We start from the raw sequence: 16698 nt of genomic DNA, 5'->3' as shown, positions 1-16698 counted from the left end.
TCAGACCGCCCGCTCGTGCAGGCGGCCGTGCTCGACCCGGGAGCCGAAGGCGCTCTCGACGCCGGGCATGCTCATCCGCACCGTGCGCACCCGGGTGCCGGCCCGGCCGACCACATCGACCATCGCCTCACGGGAACGCAGGTAGCCGTGGCCGTCGCCGAGCCCCTCCCAGCGGCTGCTGCGGATGCTGAGCCGCGCCTCGGCCTGGGGCCACTCGCCGAGGACCACGAGCGCGGCACCCCGCTGGCGCAGTCGTGCTCCCAGACGCGAGACGTCGGCCGAGGAGACGGAGGCGGGCGGACGGGTGAGCACGACGGTCAGCACATCGACCAGAGCGGCGGTGACGGTGAGCCAGTGCTCGGCCGGTGCGGGCACGAGCACCAGGCGCTCGAGGTCGATCCCCATGCCTGCCGCGGCCTCGGCCCCGAACTCCGGGACGCCCACCACGCCGCACCACGAGCCCTCGGCGGACGGGCCGGCGAGCAGCCCCATCGCCAGACTCATCGAGCCCTCCACCGAGTAGGCGGCACCCTGCTTGAGCGAGCCGCCCGGGAGCACGGAGGAGAAGGCCGGCAGGGTGGCGAGGCTCCTGGTCTCGAGAGTGGTCGCCTGCATGTCCCGGATGCGGGACTGCAGCTCCTTCACCGACGCGAGCTGCCGCAGAAGGGGCTCTGCGGCCTCGGCCGTCTCCGCGGAGACGAGGGGTGAAGGGGGGCTCATCTGCCCATGTTCGAACATGTGTTCGAGTATGTCAATCGCCACCGACATCCACCGGCGAGCCGCTCGGACCCTTCCGCGACCGCCCGGCGAGGCGCACTGAGGAGGAGGTTCCAGACGTCCCGGGCAGTCTCGCATCCGCCTCCGACATCCCCGTCCGGGGGCGTTCTCCACCGGGTCTCGGCGAGGGAGGGCCTCCTGCCGCGCCTCTACCATGGGAGCCATGTCCGACGCCCTGCCCGACCCCGCCGACTCCGACGCCACCGCCCCGGCCGCGCCGCGCAGAAGGACCCTCGTGGTCAAGATGGGGTCCAGCTCGGTCACCAAGCAGTCGGGTCCGGATCCCGTTCTCCTGGCCAGCGCGCTCGAGAGCGCCTTCGCCGCCCGCGCGCTGGGCTGGGACGTCGTGCTGGTCTCCTCCGGCGCCGTCTCCTCGGGCCGGGCGCTCTTCGCCCGCTCGCAGGAGGAGCCGATCAGCGCACGCCTAGCGGCAGCGGTGGGCCAGACCGTCCTGATGGGCTTCTACCGCTCGGTGGCCGAGCTCTCGGGCGCCCTGGTCGCGCAGATCCTCATCGGCGAGTCCGACCTCGCCTCTCCCCGGCAGATGGCGCACGTCGCCGAGGCGATCCGCCACGCCCTCGACGCCGGAGTCGTGCCCGTGGTCAACGGCAACGACACGATCGACTCCGCCGGCTCGGACAACGACGGCGTCGCCGGCGGACTGGCTATGCTCCTCGGGGCGGACCTTCTGCTGCTGCTCACCGACGTCCCCGGCGTCTTCGCCGGCAGCATCGCCGAGGGCGTGCACCTCGAGGAGCTGGGCATCTCGGAGCTGCGCCGCATCGGCGTGCAGAAGGGCGGTACCGGCCGAGGGGGCATCCGCTCCAAGCTGCGGGCCGCCGAGCTCGCCGCGCACAACGGCGTCTCGACCAGGATCGCCGGGGCGCGCACCCCCGAGGTCATCCTGGGCGCCCTGGGAGGGCCGGGCCCGGGCACCCTCGTCCGCGCCGTGCACGCGCATCCGCCCGTGGAGCAGCGCTGGATCTCCGGAGTGGCCACCGGCCGCGGCCGCGTCGAGATCAACCTCGAGGCCGAGCGGAGCATCGGAGCCGGCTCGAGCCTGTTCGCCTCGGGCATCAAGCGCGTCTCCGGCGAGTTCGGCGGCGGCGACGTGATCGAGGTGCGCGCCCTCAGCGGAGAGCTCCTCGCGCGCGGCGTCTCCCGCGTCTCCTCGCGTCTGCTGACCCTGGTCCGCGCACTCCGGGTCGACGAGATCGCCCGCGTCTTCGTGGCGGTCCTCGGCCATGCCGCCACGACGGCGCCGTCGGCGAGTCCGGAGGGGGAGGAGAGGCCGCAGCTGACCCGCGCTCTGGAGTACGCGCGCACTCTCTCCTCCGAGCACGCGCGGGCCGTCGCGATGGAGATCGTCTCCCTCTTCCCCGCCGAGAGCATCTCGGCCCTGCTGGGGCAGGGCGCGGGGGAAGGCGAGCTCGTCGAGCGCTACACCCGCCTCGTCCGCACCCTCGCCATCGTGGAGAACGAGAACCTGGCCGTCTTCCGCTCCTGACTGCCGGTGGCGCGCCACGTCTCAGTGCATTTCGCGCCTTCGCGTCATGATCGCCGTTCTCCGGTGTCTTCCTGGTGATGGCGCCGCTCCTGGGCGCCCCCGACGGAACGGATCATCGATGAGCGTCCCCACTTCCACAGCCGGCCACTTCCGCGAGTCCGACATCACGCCCGAGAGCTTCGAGATCGAGCGGCTCGAGCGGCGGCTCGCCCTGCTCGAGGCCTCGATCGCCCAGGGGGAGCGGGCACTGCTGGGCCGGGTCGACCCGAGCACCGGAGATCCCCTCCCAGGCGCCTGCGGGGGGCACCGAGCCCAGCTGGTCAGCAACCTGACGACGGAGCGGGCCCTCGCCGACCGCATCCGGGAGATGCTCGCCGCTCGGAGCTGACGGGGTGCGTACGGCACCATGGGGCCATGGTCACCATCACCGTCGCCGGTCTCGCCCAGCACTTCCACCCCGCCGAGCGGGGCACCGTCCGCCTCGAGATCCGGCGCGAGTCGCGATCCCGACCCCAGGCGCTCGCCGAGGTCACCGCCCTGCACGCGCGGGTCCGTGAGGAGGCGGCCGCCGAGCAGGCGTCCGGCGCCGCCACCTGGTGGTCCTCCGATCAGATCTCGGTCTCCTCGATCCGCCGGTACATCAAGGACTCGGACGTTACGCAGCTGTTCCATGTCGCGGCCGCCGGGGTCCGGGTGAAGTACCGGGACTTCGCGGCTCTCGGGCGCTGGGTCGGCTCGATCTCGGAGGTGCCGGGGATCCAGATCTCGGGGGTCGACTGGGACGTGACGGCGGCGCGACGGGCGGGCATCGAGCGCGAGGTCCGCACCGCTGCCGTGCGCGACGCGCGCGAGCGGGCCGAGGCCTATGCTGCGGCCCTCGGCCTGACCGAGGTGCGGGTGCTGACCCTCTTCGAGCCGGGACTGCGGCCGCACACGCGCATCGAGGGCGGCTCGGCGATGATGAGCCGCGCCAAGGCGTTCTCCTCTCCTGAGGAGCCGCTGGCCCTCAAGCCGGAGGACATCGAGGTCACCGCCTCGGTCTCCGCCGACTTCGAGGCGCACTGACGCGGAGACGCGACCGGGCGACCGGTTCCGCTGCGGACGGAGAGCGCCTGCCTGCACCTGCGACCCGCTGATCGTCTGCATGGCGACCCCGAGAGTCGCCCCGAGGCGACCGACCATCGGCTCCACGACGACCCCTCTCCGCCCCGATCAGCGGGCACGCGACCACCATACGTGTATTGAGGACTCCTCGGGAGCGCTGTCGCGGTTCGGCGTCCGCCGTGCACACCCTCCGGGAATAGCGGGGGACCGCCGAGCGCTGAGGCAGGCATGGCCTCGCGCATCGGCTTCCTCTCCTTCGGCCACTACCAGTCCGTCCCCGGGTCTCAGACCCGCTCGGCTCGCGACGTCCTCCTCCAGACGATCGAGCTCGCGGAAGCGGCGGAGGAGATCGGCATCGACGGCGCCTACGTCCGCGTGCACCACTTCGCGCCGCAGCTCGCCTCGCCGTTCCCGCTGCTGGCGGCGATCGCCGCGCGCACCCGCCGCATCGAGATCGGCACCGGGGTCATCGACATGCGCTACGAGAACCCGCTCTACATGGCGGAGGAGGCGGCCGCCACCGACCTGATCTCCGACGGCCGGCTCGAGCTCGGGGTCAGCCGGGGATCGCCCGAGACGGCCCTGCGCGGGTCCGAAGCGTTCGGCTTCGTCCCCCAGGAGGGGATGACCGACGCCGACCTCGCCCGGCAGAAGGTGCGGATCCTCCGGGAAGCGCTCGCCGGGGCGCCGGTCGCGCAGTCCGATCCGGCGATGACGCGCCAGTCGCTCCCGCTCTCGATCGAGCCGCGCTCGCCCGGCCTCGAGGACCGGATCTGGTGGGGTGCCGGCAGCTTCGCGACCGCGCGCTGGGCGGCCGAGCAGGGCATGAACCTGCAGTCGTCGACCCTGCTCCTGGAGGAGGAGGGCGTGCCCTTCGACGAGCTGCAGGCCCGCCAGATCCGCGAGTACCGCGCCGCGTGGAGCGAGGCGGGCTGGGAGCGCACCCCGCGCGTCTCCGTCTCGCGCAGCGTTATCCCGATCACGAGCGATCTCGACCGCCTGTACTTCGGCGGCCGCGGTGAGCAGGACCAGGTCGCCACCCTCGAGGGCGTCCGCGCCCGCTTCGGCCGCAGCTACACGGGCGAGCCGGACGCCGTCGCCGCCGAGCTCGCTGCGGACGCCGCCGTGCAGGAGGCGGACACGCTGCTGCTCACCGTTCCCAACCAGCTCGGCGTTGATTTTAATGTACGTTTGCTGGATTCCATCATGCGTGACATCGCGCCAGCGTTGGGATGGAAGCCAAGCCAGGTTACTCACAAGGCGTCAACGTCGATCTGAGCTCGCGAGGTAGCTACGACAACGGGACGCAGGCTCAGGCGCTAGCGGCGTCTCAGGTTGCCTCCGCTACGCGAAGCGTCGGCGATCAGCTGTCGAGCGTTCCACTCGTCGCCGAGGACCTAGCGCAGCGCCGATCTACGGCCCGAGAGACAGCCCCAGGCCCCGTCCGATTCCACATCCTTGGCTAGCTCCTCGACGCCATCCTGTTGCGGAAGCGACTCACGAGCGCGTCGAGTACGTTGAGAGCGAAATTCTGCCAGTATTTTGCTGGGAGGTAGCACGCCGGCGTGCTCCGTCCTGCGGCTGAAGGCGGGGGCACATGTACATAGCGCGAGTGATCGTGAAGAACTTCCGGGGAATCTCCTCTGCGGACGTTCGATTTACGGGGAACGCGGTTCTCTTGGGAGATAACAACTCCGGCAAATCAACTCTGCTCGAAGCTGTGGAGTTGGCTATAGGCGCAGACCGGCTGCACCGCCGACCTGTCATCGACGAACACGACTTCTACGGCGGTCGATACCTGGACACCGAGATACGAATCGAAGTCGTCATCGCAGACCTGGATGGAGAACTGCAGTCAAGGTTCCGGGGAAATCTAGAGTTCTGGGACGAGTTGACCGGCTCTGTAGCGGAGACAGCGCAGACCCCTGATGCAGGAGCGGTCCCATGCGTCCGTGTGAACTTCGTCGGACGCTACGATCCCGACGAGGACGATTTCAAGGGCCGCACGTGGTTCAGCAGCCCCGTCGATGACTCTGGTACCCCAACGCAAGAAGCGAAGTCGCTCGACAAGCGCGAGTTCGGCTTCCTTCTGCTTCGTGCGCTGCGGACAGGAACACGCGCCATGTCCATGGAACGGGGCTCGCTTCTGGACTTCGTGCTCCGCGCTTTCGAGATCGAGGTGCAGATGTGGGAGAACCTCCTCGACAGGCTGCGCGTCATCCCAGTCGCTGGTGACGAAAACCCTGAGTTCGGCAATGTCCTGTCAAGCATCGATACGGCGATGAAGCGCATCGTCGCCATGGAATGGGCTGACGCGCCGCATCTTCGAGTGTCCGAGCTGACGCGCGATGACCTTCGTCACGTGTTGCGCTCGTTCATGGCCACTGGAGTACCAGGACATGCTGCCCCCTTCAATCACCAAGGATCAGGCACCATCAACTCTTTGGTCATCGCGATGTTGACCTTGATCGCGGAGAAGAGAGGTGGCCGCGTCATCTTCGCGATGGAAGAACCCGAGATCTCGGTACCGCCTACGTCGCAGAAGCGCGTGGTCGATCTCATCACAGGCCTGGGAGGGCAGGCGATCTTCACAACGCACTCGCCATACGTTCTGGAGGAGTTTGAGCCGGACCAAATGATGGTGCTCTCTCGCGAACATGCTTCGGGCGCCCTAAGCGGCAAGCGGGTAGACCTTCCTGGATCGCTCAAGGTCAAGGCATTCCGCTCCGGTATACGCACCCGATTCTGTGAAGCTCTCCTCGCACGGCGAGTTCTGGTCACCGAAGGGGATACGGAAGCAGCTTCGTATGCGACTCTCTCGAAGACCGCCGCACGCGCGAACCCGGAACGATTCGCGAGACTCGACACACGAGGATGGGCCATCTTCGACGCACAGGGTGAGACCAACGTGGCAGCCTTTGCGGACTTCTTCCGCGGCCTCGGAAAGCATGTTGCAGCGGTCTTTGACCAACAGCCCGCTGAACGGCTTGCTGAAATCGAAGCAAGCGCCGACCTTGCGTTCGAACAGCAGTACTCGGGCTTCGAAGCGCTCGTCCTGGCTGAGGTTCCGGCCGATGCGCAAAAAGCTTACGTAGACGATCTGATTTCTAGCGGCGTCTGGCCCGCCCATGTGGGACAGCCGGAAGGAGCCGACGATGCAAGCTACGCGCAGGCACTCAAGACGCTTCTGAAGAAGGGAAAGGGAGATCGCTATGCCGCCGAGCTTCTGGCCGGTCTCACGGAGAACCAGTTCCCCGCGACCATGGCGCTGATCCTTGAGGCGCTGAAGGAAGCTAGTGAGGCGCCGGTGGAATTAGCGGTCGAGGCCGAGGAAGAAGTCCATGACGGCAACCCCGTCGACTGACCAAGCCTACGAGGAAGCGATCGCGCCGCTTCTCGATGCTCAGGGGCACGCGGTAGTCGTAGGAAGCGCTGGTTGCGGTAAGACCACGGTCGCTCTCCGCAAGGCCGCATTGACCATCCAGAGTGGTATGCGCGACCGTCATCAACGGGTGCTGTTCCTTAGCTTCGCCAATGCGACGGTCGATCGGATATCGGAGCATGCGGCTAGTCAGTTGGGGAGAGAGGACCGCCGGCAGCTAGAAGTTGGCACCTACCACAGCTTTGCTTGGTCGATTCTGAGGAGTCACGGTTACCTGTTGGGCGCACCTCGGGGCGTGAGGATCATGACTCAGGCGGAGCAAAACTCCTTTCGGTCTCACCTGGATAGTCCCGACGCTGACCTCAAAGCGGAATTCCTTCGACAGTTCCAACTTCTCGGCCACGTGCGGTTCGACGATTTTGCTGCGTTGTCCAACCGCATTCTGACCGAGAATCCGACGCTCCTGAGGGCCTATACCTCCGCCTACCCACTGATCGTCCTAGACGAGTTCCAGGACACCACAGACGATCAGTGGGATCTTGTGAAGACACTCGGGCGGCAGTCCCGTCTGATCGCTTTGGGCGACCCCGATCAGCGCATCTACGACTTCGTTGAGGGCGCTAGCGACACTCGCTTCGCAGACTTCACGGCGGAGTTTCATCCGATCGAAATCGACCTCTCCGCCTGGAATTGGAGAAGTCCTGGAAGTTCTATTACCCGATTCGGGCGTGACATCTTGCGCGGTCAGCTAGAGGGCACCTACGACGAGGTTCGACTCGCGCGAAGCGACTATCCCCCACTGGTGACATTGAAGTCCGAAGTGTTGAAGGCGCTTAGACGCCTTCGCGAGAGGGGGGGAGGGACCCTGGCCATCTTGACGCCAACCAACAATTTATCCGCGCGCGTCTACGAGTATATAAGCGCGACTCAGCAGCAACCAGCGTTCCCAGCGCTCCAGATAGACATCCACGCCGGCAAGGAGGAGGGCTACGCCGCGCTGATCTTCATAGCCACCGTCTTGCAGTTCAGCGAGCAGACCGAAGACCGTCACGCACTAGCCTGCGACGCCATGGCGCACTACCTTCGCACCAAGTCAGACAAGCTGACAAACACGGCGCGGACGCTGGCGACCAAGTTAGAAGGCTATGGTGCGCGACTCCGCTCGGGTGCGACCGTCAATGTCAAAATTGTGGCGGCGATTCGATCGGTGGTCGAGTACTCGCTTGATCACGGCCGGACTGGCCACGTTCTCGGAGACTACCTGACGCTAGTGAGTTCCTTGGCGGCTTCGGATGCACCGGAGTTGGTGTCGATGGCTGCGGCGGCTCGCATGTTGAACTTCGTCACGCGCGGCTCGGAAATTGAAACATCCTTGGCCGGGATCTGGCGAGCAACGGGCTCGTACATCGACGCTCGCGAGGTCATGCATGCCGCCGTGTTGCAGTATCAGTTGACTAGCAGTAAGCGGGGAAACAGAGACCTCATCGTCATGACCATCCACCGCGCCAAGGGCCGAGAGTTCGACGAGGTCATCGTCTATGAGGAGAAGCACACGCCTCTGCTCAAACCAAACCCAACTCACCGAGACTTGGAGTCAGCTCGGTACGCCTTGAACGTCGCCATTACGCGAGCGCGAACACGCGCGACTTTGATCACGCCACGCCGCGACCCCACCCCCTTGCTTGGCCTCTAGGCGCGTATCGCCGAAACCCTGAGCTTAAAGCACGGCCAGCGCCAACGAGCTACTAGTTCGCGGCACGCAGCTTCTTGCGGTTGAACACCAGCAACGTCTCCTTTGGCGTCACGAAAATCCGGCAGTAGATGGCAGCATTGCCTCGATTCGTCATCCAGTTCTGTTCCGCGGGAAAGCGGTAATTACATTACTAAACGATCCCCAACCAGCTCGGGGTCGAGTACAACGCGCGGCTCCTGCGCACTGTCGTGGAATCGATCGCTCCGGCTCTCGGCTGGTCGCCGGCAGCAGTGGGCGTCTGACACCGAGGCTCGGTCCGTGCGGGAGGGCCCTGCGGTGCAGGAGCGCCCGTCCGCTGCAGAAGCGCCCGTAAGATGCAGCAGACGCCCCGCCTCTTCGGGAAAGAGCGGGGCGTCTGCTCTCTCCGCCCGCCGCATCCCTCCCACCGGCACGAGGAGGGAGGTGCCGGAAACGACGGAACCCCCCGCCTCTCCGAGGAGAGACGAGGGGTTCCGATCAGTGTGTCCGAGGGGGGACTTGAACCCCCACGCCCTATACGGGCACTAGCACCTCAAGCTAGCGCGTCTGCCATTTCCGCCACCCGGACGAGTGTTTCCTTCGACCTGCGTTTCCGCGGCCGAAGAAGACATTAGCACGGTTCCGGGGCCTCTCACGCCACCTCCCGGCCCACCGTCCTCCGCGCGCCGTCGAGCCCGCGCCGGTACCGTTGCCCGCATGTCCGACAGCATCGACAGCGCGCCCGTGACCGACAGCACCCTCGACGAGACGGCGCTCATCGCGCGCGATCTCATCCGCTTCGACACCAGCAACTACGGCGACGGGAAGGCGGAGCCGGAGCGCCCGGCCGCGGAGTACGTCGCGGCGAAGCTGCGCGACCTCGGCCTCGAGCCCGAGCTGATCGACTCCGACCCGGGACGCACGAGCGTCGTGGCGCGGGTCGCCGGGGAGGACCGCGAGCGCGGCGCCCTCGTCGTCCACGGGCACCTCGACGTGGTGCCCGCCATCGCCGACAACTGGAGCGTCGACCCGTTCGGCGGCGAGATCAAGGACGGCATGCTCTGGGGCCGCGGCGCGGTCGACATGAAGAACATGGACGCGATGATCCTCGCCTCGCTCGGCGACATCCTCCGCGAGGGGAGGCGCCCCTCCCGCGACCTCGTCATCGCCTTCTTCGCCGACGAGGAGGCGGGCGGCGTGCGGGGATCGGGATTCCTGGCCCGTGAGCGGCCCGAGCTGTTCGCCGGAGCGACCGAGGCGATCAGCGAGGTCGGCGGCTACTCGATCGAGCTGGCCGGCAAGCGCGCCTACCTGGTGCAGACGGGCGAGAAGGCGCTGATGTGGCTGACCCTCCGCGCGCACGGCACGGCGGGGCACGGCTCGCAGATCAACTCCGAGAACGCCGTCACCCGGCTGGCGCAGGCGATCGCCCGCATCGGAAGCGAGGAGTGGCCCACCCGCCTCACCGACACCACGCGCGAGCTGCTCGACGAGGTCGCCCGCCTGCTCGGCCACGACCCCCAGCGCAGCACTCCGGAGGAGCTGGCACTCGCCACCGGCACCGCCTCGCGCTTCATCGCCGCGACGCTGCGCACCACCGCCAATCCGTCGATGCTGTCGGCCGGCTACAAGGCCAACGTCATCCCGGACACCGCGGACGCCACCATCGACGTGCGCGTCCTCCCCGGCGAGGAGGATGCGGTGCTCGAGCGCCTGAAGGTCCTCGCGGGCGAGCACGTCGAGATCCTCGTCCAGCACCGCGACATCGGACTCGAGGTGCCCTTCGCCGGCCCCCTCGTCGAGAGCATGGCCGCCTCGATCCGCCGGTTCGATCCGGGCGCCGAGGTCCTCCCGTACCTGCTCTCCGGAGGCACCGACAACAAGGCGCTCTCGACGCTCGGCATCACCGGATACGGGTTCGCGCCGCTCCAGCTGCCGTCGTCTCTGGACTTCCCGGCGCTGTTCCACGGGGTCGACGAGCGCGTTCCACTGGACGCACTAGTGTTTGGCAGGAAGGTCCTGACCGATCTCCTGCTGAGCTCCTGACGGCGCCGCGGACCGGGTCAGCACCGACCGATCCCGACCGACTGCTGGCCGACGACGCCCCAGCCCTCCTCGAAAGTGACGCATGGGCCTGCTCGACGCGCTGATCCTGGGACTCGTCCAGGGTCTGACCGAATTCCTCCCCATCTCCTCCAGCGCCCACCTCCGGATCGTCAGCGAGCTGCTGCCCGGTCTCGGCGGCCGCGACACCGGAGCCGCTTTCACCGCGATCACGCAGCTGGGCACCGAGACCGCCGTCATCATCTACTTCTGGCGCGACATCGTGCGGATCGTGTCGCACTGGGCGCGCTCCCTCGTCGGCCGGATCCCGCGCTCGGACCCGGACGCACGGATGGGCTGGCTCATCATCCTGGGCAGCCTTCCGATCATCGTCCTCGGCCTCGTCTTCCAGGACGCGATCGAGACGACCCTCCGCTCTCTGTGGGTGGTGGCCACCACCCTCATCCTCTTCGGCATCCTGCTCGGCATCGCCGACGCGGTCGGCGCGAAGAAGCGCCGCCTACGCGACCTGGGCGTCCGCGACGGCCTGATCTTCGGAGGCGCGCAGGCGCTCGCCCTGATCCCCGGCGTCTCGCGCTCGGGAGGCACCATCACCGCCGGCCTCTTCCTCGGTTACGAGCGCAAGGCGGCGGCGCGCTACTCCTTCCTCCTCGCGATCCCCGCGGTGTTCGGCAGCGGTCTCTACCAGCTGTACAAGAGCATCAGCGACCCGGTCGTGCTCCCGAACCAGGTCCAGGTCGGCGGCCTCGAGACCCTCGTGGCGACCATCGTCGCGTTCGTGGTCGGCTTCGTCGTGATCGCGTTCTTCATGAGCTACATCTCCCGCCGCAGCTTCCTCCCGTTCGTCGTGTACCGCATCGTCCTCGGCGTCGTCCTCATGGTCGCGCTCGCCACCGGCCTGATCGCCGCCTAGATGCGCGCCTGGACCGCCGCCGACGTCCCCGCCCTGCCCGGCCGGGGGAGCGCACCGCGCCTGCACGACACCGCGACCGCCGGCCCCGTCGAGCTCGACGCGCCCAGCGGAGTCGCGAGCCTCTACGTCTGCGGCATCACGCCCTACGACGCCACCCACCTCGGGCACGCGTCGACCTACCTCGCCTTCGACACGGTCCAGCGCGTCTGGCTCGACGCGGGCTACACGGTCGAGTACGCCCAGAACGTGACCGACGTCGACGACCCGCTGCTCGAGCGTGCGACGGCCACCGGCGTCGACTGGCGCGACCTCGCCGAGGAGCAGGTCGAGCTGTTCCGCGGCGACATGGCCGCCCTGCGCGTCCTGCCTCCGCAGCACTACGTCGGAGTCACGGAGACCGTGGATCCCATCGCGGAGGCGGTCGCCCTCCTGGAGCGCAACGGCGTCGCCTACCGCGTCGCTGCTCCGGACGCGGCGGAGGAGGGCGCGAGCGACCTCTACTACGACATCGCCGCGGCCGAGAGCGCCGTCTGGCACCTGGGCAGCGAGAGCCGGCTCGACGCGGAGTCGATGGCCCGCTTCTCGGCGCTGCGCGGGGGCGACCCGGAGCGCGCCGGCAAGCGCGACCCCCTCGATCCGCTGCTCTGGCGGGCCGAGCGCGCCGGCGAGCCCGCCTGGGACGCCGAGGTCGGTCGCGGCCGTCCGGGCTGGCACATCGAGTGCTCGGTGATCGCCCTCGACCGGCTCGGACCCGAGTTCACCCTGCAGGGCGGCGGCAGCGACCTGGTCTTCCCGCACCACGAGTTCAGCGCCGGCCACGCCGCTTCGCTGTCCGGCCGTCCTCTGGCCAGTGCCTACGCGCACGCCGGGATGGTCGCCTACCAGGGCGAGAAGATGAGCAAGTCGCTCGGGAACCTGGTGCTGGTCTCCCGTCTGCGGAGCGAGGGCGCGGACCCGCGGGCGATCCGCCTCGCGCTCCTCGCGCACCACTACCGCTCCGACTGGGAGTGGCTGCCCGAGGACCTGCCGTCGGCCGAGGCGCGCCTGGCGCGCTGGGAGTCGGCCCTCGCCGCCGTCGGACCGCGCTCGGCGCTCGAGGTGCTGGCGCAGCTGCGCGAGGCGCTGGCCGACGACCTCGGCACTCCGGCCGCCCTCGCCGTCGTCGACGCCGCACTGACCGAGGGCGTGGACGACCCGTCGCTCCTGCGCGACGCGGTCGACGCCCTGCTCGGGGTGCGCCCGGCCTGAACCCCGTCAGGCTCGAGTCCCGTCAGGCTCGAGTCCCGTAAGCCTCGAGTCCCGGACGGCTCGAGTCCCGTCAGGGCGGCCCGGAGTGTCAACGGTCGGGAACAGTCCAGTGATCGATGACCGTCTCGGACGAGCGGGCGCCGGCGGAGGCTACGGCCGCCAGGGCTCCTCGCCGGAGCGGCCGTCGCCGCGGCGGCGCAGGTAGCGCTCGAACTCCTGGGCGATCGCCTCGCCGCTCGCCTCGGGCGAGTCGACGGTGTCGCGCGCCTGCTCGAGCTGGGCGATGTACGACGCCATCTCCTCGTCCTCGGCGGCGAGGGCGTCGATGCCGCGCTCCCACTCCTCCGCCTCCTCGACGAGGTCGCCGCGGGGGATCGCCAGGCCGACGACCTCCTCGAGCTTCTCGAGCAGCGCCAGCATCGCCTTGGGCGAGGGCGCGTTGTGCACGTAGTGCGGGACGGAGGCCCAGATCGAGACGGCGGGGATGCCGACCTTCTGCGCGGCCTCGCCGATCACGCTGAGGATGCCGACCGGCCCCTCGTAGCTGGAGCGCTCGAGCTCGAACGAGCTCCGCAGCTCCGCGTTCTCGCTCGAGGCGAAGATGGAGATCGGCCGGGTGTGCGGGACGTCGGCGAGCATCGCGCCGAGGAAGACGACGGCGGAGATGTCGATCGCGAGCATGGCGTCGACGACCTCGGCGGCGAAGCTCTTCCAGCTGCGCGAGGGCTCGGTGCCGATCATGAGGTACAGCGCGCTCTCGGCGTCGACCGAGGTGTCGGCCGGGCCGAAGATCTGGGTGCCGGGCCAGGCGAGGCTGCGGCGGCCGTCCTCGCCGATCGAGAGCATGGGGCGGGTGTACTGGAAGTCGTAGTACTGCTCGGCGTCGACGGCGAAGAGGGGCACGTACTCCCCGGCGTCCTTGACCAGCCGCAGCGCGCCGCTGGCGGCGTCCCCGGCGTCGTTCCAGCCCTCGAAGGCCACGACCAGGACGTTCCCCGTGATCACGTTCATAGGCAGGATCTCCGCGTTCGGCTCGATGTGCGGGGAGCGCACACCGCGCCTGTCCCTCCGTCCAGGATAGGACCGCCCCCGGCCCCGCCCGTCCCGTCCGGCGGGATCGGCCGCGCTGTTCGCTCTCGGCCCGCGGCCGGGGAAGGGCGCGGCCCTGCCGGTACCATGGTCGCTCGTGACTCCCGAGACCTCCGCCCGGCCGCTGTCCTCCGAGCCGCTCGGAGGAGCGTCCGCCCCCGCCGCCGTCCTCTGGGACATGGACGGGACGCTCGTCGACACCGAGCCGTACTGGATGGCGTCGGAGCACGCGCTCGTCTCCTCCTTCGGCGGAGTGTGGACCCACGAGGACGCGATGGGACTCGTCGGCTCGGGCCTGCCCGCCGCCGCCCGCATCCTGCAGGGCAAGGGCGTCGACCTCTCCGTCGACGCGATCATCGACCGGATGACCGACGAGGTCGTCGACCAGCTGGCCGTGAGCATCCCGTGGCGACCGGGCGCGCTCGAGCTGCTGCGCGCGGTGTCCGAGGCGGGAGTGCCGCAGGCGCTGGTCACGATGTCGATCTCGCGGATGGCCGCGGCCGTCGTGGACCGGATCCCGTTCCCCGCCTTCGCCGCCGTCGTCAGCGGCGACATGGTCGAGCGCAGCAAGCCCCACCCCGAGGCGTACCTCCTCGCCGCGAGCACCCTCGGCGTCGACATCGCCGCCTGCGTCGCGATCGAGGACTCCCTCACGGGCCTCGGCGCGGCCGTCGCCTCCGGAGCCGCGGCGATCGGCGTCCCGCACCAGCTGGAGCTCGACCCCGCCGCCCCCTACGCCCTCTGGCCCACCCTCGCGGGCCGCACCGTCGCGGACCTCGCGACGGTGTCCTCCGAGCACCGCGGCTCCGGCCCGGCCACGACCGAGACGGAGGCCCGCCGATGACCGGTGAGGCACTGCAGCATTCCGGACCCTTCCGCGCGGGGGACCGCGTCCAGCTGACGGGACCCAAGGGGCGGATGAACACCATCACGCTCGTTCCCGGCAAGGTGTTCCACACGCACCGGGGCGGCATCGAGCACGACACGGTGATCGGGCTGCCCGACGGCTCGGTGGTGACCAACACCGTCGGCGTCGAGCACCTCGCGCTGCGCCCCCTCCTCGCCGACTTCGTGATGTCGATGCCCCGCGGCGCGGCGATCGTGTACCCGAAGGACGCGGCCCAGATCCTCGCCCTCGCCGACGTCTTCCCCGGCGCCCGCGTGGTCGAGGCCGGTGTCGGCTCCGGCGCGCTCTCGCTCTGGCTGCTGCGGGCGGTCGGTCCGACCGGCCGGCTGTCGTCGTTCGAGCGGCGCGAGGAGTTCGCGGATGTCGCACGGGCGAACATCGAGACCTTCCTCGGCTACACGCCCGACAACTGGAGCGTCACCGTCGGCGACCTCGTCGAGGCGCTGCCCGGCACGGTCCCGTCCGGCGAGGCCGACCGCGTCGTGCTCGACATGCTCGCGCCCTGGGAGTGCCTCGACGTCGCCGCCGAGGCTCTCACGCCCGGGGGAGTGCTCCTCTGCTACGTGGCCACCGTCACGCAGCTCTCGCGGACGGCGGAGGCGATCCGCGCCTCGGGCCAGTTCACGAACCCGTCGTCGAACGAGACCATGGTCCGCGGCTGGCACGTCGAGGGCCTCGCGGTCCGGCCGGACCACCGGATGATCGGCCACACCGGCTTCCTCATCACCGCTCGCCGGCTCGCTCCGGACACCGTGCTCCCCGAGCTCAAGCGTCGCCCGTCGAAGACGGACTTCAGCGACGAGGACGTGGAGGCCTGGACCCCCGGCGCGCTCGGCGAGCGCGCCGTGAGCCCCAAGAGCCTGCGCAAGCGGGTCCGCGAGTCCGCTACCAGCGCCGAGCTCTCCCGGGCCCGCGGGTTCGGCGAGGAGACCGCGGAGCCCGACGACGAGGGCATCCTCTAAGCTGTTCCCGGCCTCCGGGCCGTCTCCACCCCGGGCGTCACCGCTCCCCTTCTCTCGAATCGAGGACCCGTGCGCAGGACCACCGCGCTCATCGCCGGCATCGGCATCGTCGCCGCTCTCACCGGATGCACCGCGTCCTCCTCGCAGGCGGACTGCGACGCTCCGTTCTCCTCCGGCGACTCCTCGGCGGCGGTCAGCGCCACGGGCGACTTCGGAGCGAAGCCGGACGTCAGCGTCCCGACGCCGCTGAAGGCGGACGGCACGCAGGTCAGCACCCTCATCGAGGGCTCGGGCGCACCGCTCGAGAAGGGCCAGCTCGTCACCATCGACTACACCCTGGTCAACGGAGCGGACGGCACGGTCCTCGAGACCTCGCCCTACGACGGGTCGAGCACCGCCCGCTTCGGCGTCGGCGGAGCCGGGCTCGTCGGCCTGAACGAGGGCCTCCTCTGCACGCAGGTCGGCTCGCGCGTCGCCATCGCGATCGCCCCCGAGGACGGCTTCGGCCAGTCCTCGTCGCAGCTCGGCATCTCGGAGGACGACACGCTCGTGCTCGTCGCGGACGTCCGCGAGGCCTCGCTGGCCCGCGCGAACGGCGCCGCCCAGCCCGCGCCCGACGGCTTCCCGACGGTGACGCTCGGCGACGACGGACGCCCGGGGCTCGCGAAGCCCTCGGGCGACGCACCGTCCGACCTCCGCATCGCCCAGCTCAAGAAGGGCGACGGAGACGTCGTCGCCGAGGGCGACCAGGTCGTCGTGGCCTACACCGGCTGGCAGTGGAGCGACGGGAAGGTGTTCGACTCCAGCTGGGAGAAGGGCGCTCCCGCCGTGTTCACGGCCGCCGACGGCTCGACCACCCAGGGCGGAGTCATCGCCGGATTCGCCGACGCCCTCATCGGCCAGCCCGTCGGATCCCAGGTCATCGCGGTCATCCCGCCGGACCAGGGCTACGGCGACCAGGGCTCCCCTCAGGGCGGGATCCCCGGCGGCGCGACGCTGATCTTCGTCGCTGACATCCTCGGAAAGGTCTGACC

At 69.3% G+C, this 16698-nt stretch carries 14 protein-coding genes and 1 tRNA gene; 12 read left to right on the top strand and 3 right to left on the bottom strand.

What is annotated here, in order from left to right; translation table 11 throughout:
* A complete protein-coding gene (locus C5C82_RS03505; RefSeq protein ID WP_104225270.1) occupies window positions 1-720 on the bottom strand; it encodes a hypothetical protein in 720 nt (239 codons plus the stop codon).
* Between the two features lie 220 nt (window positions 721-940).
* On the opposite strand from C5C82_RS03505, the gene proB reads away from it, so the two are divergent.
* The 6 genes from proB (at window position 941) to C5C82_RS03475 (ending at window position 8463) form a co-directional block, all read left to right on the top strand.
* A complete protein-coding gene (gene proB, locus C5C82_RS03500; protein WP_160034332.1) occupies window positions 941-2284 on the top strand; it encodes a glutamate 5-kinase in 1344 nt (447 codons plus the stop codon).
* Window positions 2285-2402: 118 nt separating this feature from the next.
* On the top strand, window positions 2403-2672 hold the full coding sequence (locus C5C82_RS03495) for a hypothetical protein (RefSeq protein WP_104222002.1): 270 nt from the start codon (window positions 2403-2405) through the stop codon (window positions 2670-2672).
* 26 nt (window positions 2673-2698) lie between these two features.
* Complete coding sequence (locus tag C5C82_RS03490; protein ID WP_104225267.1) at window positions 2699-3349, top strand: SIMPL domain-containing protein; 651 nt, start codon at window positions 2699-2701, stop codon at window positions 3347-3349.
* A gap of 267 nt (window positions 3350-3616) precedes the next feature.
* Window positions 3617-4666 carry an LLM class flavin-dependent oxidoreductase gene (locus C5C82_RS03485; RefSeq protein WP_104354606.1) on the top strand — a complete coding sequence of 350 codons (1050 nt, stop codon included), beginning with the start codon at window positions 3617-3619 and terminating at the stop codon, window positions 4664-4666.
* Between the two features lie 319 nt (window positions 4667-4985).
* Complete coding sequence (locus tag C5C82_RS03480) at window positions 4986-6752, top strand: ATP-dependent endonuclease (RefSeq protein WP_104354605.1); 1767 nt, start codon at window positions 4986-4988, stop codon at window positions 6750-6752.
* Window positions 6730-8463: a UvrD-helicase domain-containing protein gene (locus C5C82_RS03475; RefSeq protein ID WP_104354604.1), complete on the top strand. Its 1734-nt coding sequence runs from the start codon at window positions 6730-6732 to the stop codon at window positions 8461-8463. Before C5C82_RS03480 ends, C5C82_RS03475 begins: the two co-directional genes overlap by 23 nt.
* 522 nt (window positions 8464-8985) lie before the next feature.
* Here the strand turns inward: C5C82_RS03475 and C5C82_RS03470 are convergent.
* Window positions 8986-9070 (bottom strand) — tRNA-Leu (locus tag C5C82_RS03470).
* 128 nt (window positions 9071-9198) lie between these two features.
* Here C5C82_RS03470 and C5C82_RS03465 point away from each other — a divergent pair.
* From C5C82_RS03465 to mshC, 3 genes are all read left to right on the top strand, one after another.
* Window positions 9199-10527, top strand: coding sequence for a M20/M25/M40 family metallo-hydrolase (locus C5C82_RS03465; RefSeq protein ID WP_181068004.1), 1329 nt, complete (start codon window positions 9199-9201; stop codon window positions 10525-10527).
* A gap of 82 nt (window positions 10528-10609) precedes the next feature.
* Window positions 10610-11458, top strand: a complete 849-nt coding sequence (locus tag C5C82_RS03460; protein WP_104222008.1) for an undecaprenyl-diphosphate phosphatase — start codon at window positions 10610-10612, stop codon at window positions 11456-11458.
* Window positions 11459-12706 (top strand): cysteine--1-D-myo-inosityl 2-amino-2-deoxy-alpha-D-glucopyranoside ligase, encoded by a 1248-nt coding sequence (gene mshC, locus C5C82_RS03455; protein ID WP_104348665.1) that lies wholly within the window; start codon window positions 11459-11461, stop codon window positions 12704-12706.
* A 150-nt stretch (window positions 12707-12856) separates the two neighbouring features.
* Here mshC and C5C82_RS03450 read toward each other — a convergent pair whose 3' ends face one another.
* Window positions 12857-13717, bottom strand: a complete 861-nt coding sequence (locus tag C5C82_RS03450; RefSeq protein WP_104222142.1) for a proteasome assembly chaperone family protein — start codon at window positions 13715-13717, stop codon at window positions 12857-12859.
* A gap of 175 nt (window positions 13718-13892) precedes the next feature.
* On the opposite strand from C5C82_RS03450, the gene C5C82_RS03445 reads away from it, so the two are divergent.
* The 3 genes from C5C82_RS03445 (at window position 13893) to C5C82_RS03435 (ending at window position 16696) form a co-directional block, all read left to right on the top strand.
* Window positions 13893-14639, top strand: a complete 747-nt coding sequence (locus C5C82_RS03445; protein ID WP_258060432.1) for an HAD family phosphatase — start codon at window positions 13893-13895, stop codon at window positions 14637-14639.
* On the top strand, window positions 14636-15664 hold the full coding sequence (locus C5C82_RS03440) for a tRNA (adenine-N1)-methyltransferase (protein WP_104354603.1): 1029 nt from the start codon (window positions 14636-14638) through the stop codon (window positions 15662-15664). Before C5C82_RS03445 ends, C5C82_RS03440 begins: the two co-directional genes overlap by 4 nt.
* A 69-nt stretch (window positions 15665-15733) precedes the next feature.
* Complete coding sequence (locus C5C82_RS03435) at window positions 15734-16696, top strand: FKBP-type peptidyl-prolyl cis-trans isomerase (RefSeq protein ID WP_104237455.1); 963 nt, start codon at window positions 15734-15736, stop codon at window positions 16694-16696.
* The last annotated feature ends 2 nt before the right edge of the window (window positions 16697-16698 follow it).

Source organism: Rathayibacter sp. AY1D5 (assembly GCF_002932515.1).
Lineage (GTDB): Bacteria > Actinomycetota > Actinomycetes > Actinomycetales > Microbacteriaceae > Rathayibacter.
This window is presented reverse-complemented; position numbering and strand designations above follow the sequence as displayed.

What these genes read in the sequence shown, in the direction of transcription:
- mshC (WP_104348665.1), top strand. Translation starts at nt 11,459, where the DNA reads ATGCGCGCCTGGACCGCCGCCGACGTCCCCGCCCTGCCCGGCCGGGGG.
- C5C82_RS03450 (WP_104222142.1), bottom strand. Translation starts at nt 13,717, where the DNA reads ATGAACGTGATCACGGGGAACGTCCTGGTCGTGGCCTTCGAGGGCTGG.
- proB (WP_160034332.1), top strand. Translation starts at nt 941, where the DNA reads ATGTCCGACGCCCTGCCCGACCCCGCCGACTCCGACGCCACCGCCCCG.
- C5C82_RS03485 (WP_104354606.1), top strand. Translation starts at nt 3,617, where the DNA reads ATGGCCTCGCGCATCGGCTTCCTCTCCTTCGGCCACTACCAGTCCGTC.
- C5C82_RS03440 (WP_104354603.1), top strand. Translation starts at nt 14,636, where the DNA reads ATGACCGGTGAGGCACTGCAGCATTCCGGACCCTTCCGCGCGGGGGAC.
- C5C82_RS03475 (WP_104354604.1), top strand. Translation starts at nt 6,730, where the DNA reads ATGACGGCAACCCCGTCGACTGACCAAGCCTACGAGGAAGCGATCGCG.
- C5C82_RS03490 (WP_104225267.1), top strand. Translation starts at nt 2,699, where the DNA reads ATGGTCACCATCACCGTCGCCGGTCTCGCCCAGCACTTCCACCCCGCC.
- C5C82_RS03465 (WP_181068004.1), top strand. Translation starts at nt 9,199, where the DNA reads ATGTCCGACAGCATCGACAGCGCGCCCGTGACCGACAGCACCCTCGAC.
- C5C82_RS03495 (WP_104222002.1), top strand. Translation starts at nt 2,403, where the DNA reads ATGAGCGTCCCCACTTCCACAGCCGGCCACTTCCGCGAGTCCGACATC.
- C5C82_RS03460 (WP_104222008.1), top strand. Translation starts at nt 10,610, where the DNA reads ATGGGCCTGCTCGACGCGCTGATCCTGGGACTCGTCCAGGGTCTGACC.
- C5C82_RS03480 (WP_104354605.1), top strand. Translation starts at nt 4,986, where the DNA reads ATGTACATAGCGCGAGTGATCGTGAAGAACTTCCGGGGAATCTCCTCT.
- C5C82_RS03505 (WP_104225270.1), bottom strand. Translation starts at nt 720, where the DNA reads ATGAGCCCCCCTTCACCCCTCGTCTCCGCGGAGACGGCCGAGGCCGCA.